2 protein-coding genes are annotated in these 2,207 nt (G+C 73.3%); both read left to right on the top strand.

Going from position 1 to position 2,207, the window contains the following annotated elements:
• A partial coding sequence (locus ACYVE9_RS23860) for a pyridoxal phosphate-dependent decarboxylase family protein (protein ID WP_461029956.1) occupies positions 1 to 705 on the top strand: 705 nt, incomplete at its 5' end.
• A complete protein-coding gene (locus ACYVE9_RS23855) occupies positions 702 to 2,156 on the top strand; it encodes a lysine N(6)-hydroxylase/L-ornithine N(5)-oxygenase family protein (RefSeq protein ID WP_461029955.1) in 1,455 nt (484 codons plus the stop codon). The genes ACYVE9_RS23860 and ACYVE9_RS23855, both read left to right, overlap by 4 nt.
• Positions 2,157 to 2,207: the final 51 nt, after the last annotated feature.

Genomic DNA, 2,207 nt, shown 5'->3' with positions numbered 1-2,207 from the left:
ACCCCCGACACCGGCGCGATCGACCCGCTGCCGGCCGTCGCGGACATCGCCGCACGGCACCGGGCCGCTCTGCACGTCGACGCCGCGTACGGCGGGCCGCTGCTGTTCAGCGACCGGCTGCGGCACCGCCTGGACGGCATCAGCCGGGCCGACTCCGTCACGCTGGACCTGCACAAACTCGGCTGGCAGCCGGTCGCCGCCGGACTGCTCACCGTTCCCGACACCCGGCTGCTCGACCCGCTCGGCCACCGCGCCGACTACCTCAACGCCGACGACGACACCGAAGCCGGCCTGCCCGACCTGCTGGGCCGCTCGCTGCGCACCACCCGGCGCCCCGACGTGCTCAAGATCGCCGTCACGCTCCAGGCGCTCGGCCGCAGCGGCCTGGCCCACCTCGTGGAACGCACCTGTGCCGCCGCCCGGCACCTCGCCGACCTGGTGGACGAGCATCCCCGGCTGGAACTGCACGGGCCACCCGCGCTGTCCACCGTGCTCTTCCGTCCGATCGCCGCCGACGACCGGCAGGTCGCCGCCGTCCGCCGCCGACTGCTGGGCTCCGGGCAGGCGGTACTGGGCCGGGCCGAGTCGGACGGCCGCCGCTGGCTCAAGGCCACCCTGCTCAATCCGCACACCCGTTCCGCCGACCTCACCGCGCTGCTCACCCTCGTCGACGAGAGTGCCCGAGAGAAGGACTGCCAGCCATGACCGCACCCGGGCCCACCCCCGACCGCCCCGACGGGGAAGCCCCGCTCGACATCGCCGCCGTCGGCATCGGCCCCCTCAACCTCTCGCTGGCCGCGCTCGCCCAGCCCCTGTCCGACCTGCGGATGGCCGCGTTCGACCAACGGCCGGACTTCCGCTGGCACCCGGGCCTGCTGATCGACGGCACCACCCTGCAAGTGCCCTTCCTGGCCGACCTCGTCAGCCTGGCCGACCCCACGAGCCGCTGGAGCTACCTCAACTACCTGCGGCTCCACGAGCGCCTCTTCCCGTTCTACATCGCCGAGCGACTGCACACGCCACGGGCCGAGTTCGACGCCTACTGCCGCTGGGTCAGCGCGGAACTCACCGCCGACGGCGACCCGACCGGCACCGGACTGCACTTCGGCCACCAGGTCGACGCGGTCCGCTGGAACCTCGAACGGGCCCTGTTCGAGATCGACTTCACCCGGCTCGACCGGGAGGGCGAGGCGGAGGCACTCGGCCGCGCCTACGCACGGAACCTCTCGCTCGGCATCGGAACCGCACCGCACGTGCCCGAACCGCTGCGTCCGCTCGCCGACTCACCGGCCGTGCCCGTCATCCACTCCGCCGACTACCTCGACCACCGCGATCGACTGCTCGCCGCCGAGCACGTCACCGTCGTCGGCTCCGGCCAGTCCGGTGCGGAGGTCTTTCTCGACCTGCTCAGGCACCGCCCGGCCGGTGACGAGCGACTGCACTGGCTGACGCGCAGCCCGGCCTTCGCGCCCATGGAGTACAGCAAGCTCGGCCTGGAGCACTTCACCCCCGACTACGAGCGCTACTTCCACGCCCTGCCCGAGCAGACCAGGGACGCGCTGCTGCCCCGGCAACGCCAGCTGTACCAGGCCATCGACCACGAGACCATCAACGACATCCACCGCGAGCTGCACCGGCGCACCCTCACCGGCCGCTGGCCGACCGCCCGGTTGATTCCGGGTGTCACCGTGCGGACGGCGGGGCGCATCGGCGCCACCCAGATCGAGCTGCACCTCCAGCACGTCGAGCAGGACGAACGCGACCGGCTCACCACCCACGCCGTGGTGCTCGCCACCGGGTACCAGCAGCGCCCCCTGGACCGGATCCTCGCGGCGCTCGACCCGTACATGCGCCGGGACGCCGCCGAGCGGCCCCGCGTCGACGCCCACCACCGTCTGGTGCTCGACCCGGCGGTCACCGGTGACGTCTTCGTGCACAACGCCCAGCTGCACACCCACGGGGTCGGGACCCCGGACCTCGGACTGGCCGCCCACCGCAGCGCCGCCATGCTCAACACTCTGACCGGCAAGGAGCCCTACCCCCTGCCGCGGCGAACCGCCTTCACCACTTTCGGACTTCGCCGACCCGAACCCGGCACGGGCAGCGCCGCCCGCTTCCCCGGACAGTCCGCGCTGCGCCCGCTGCCGACGAACTGAGCCGCCGGCCGCGGCGGTTCGCGGGCGTCGGTCCGGACCGACGCCCGGGCG

It is taken from the genome of Streptomyces sparsus (assembly GCF_054776295.1).
The sequence above is the reverse complement of the archived record's forward strand: the minus strand, read 5'-3'. Positions and strand labels throughout refer to the sequence as shown.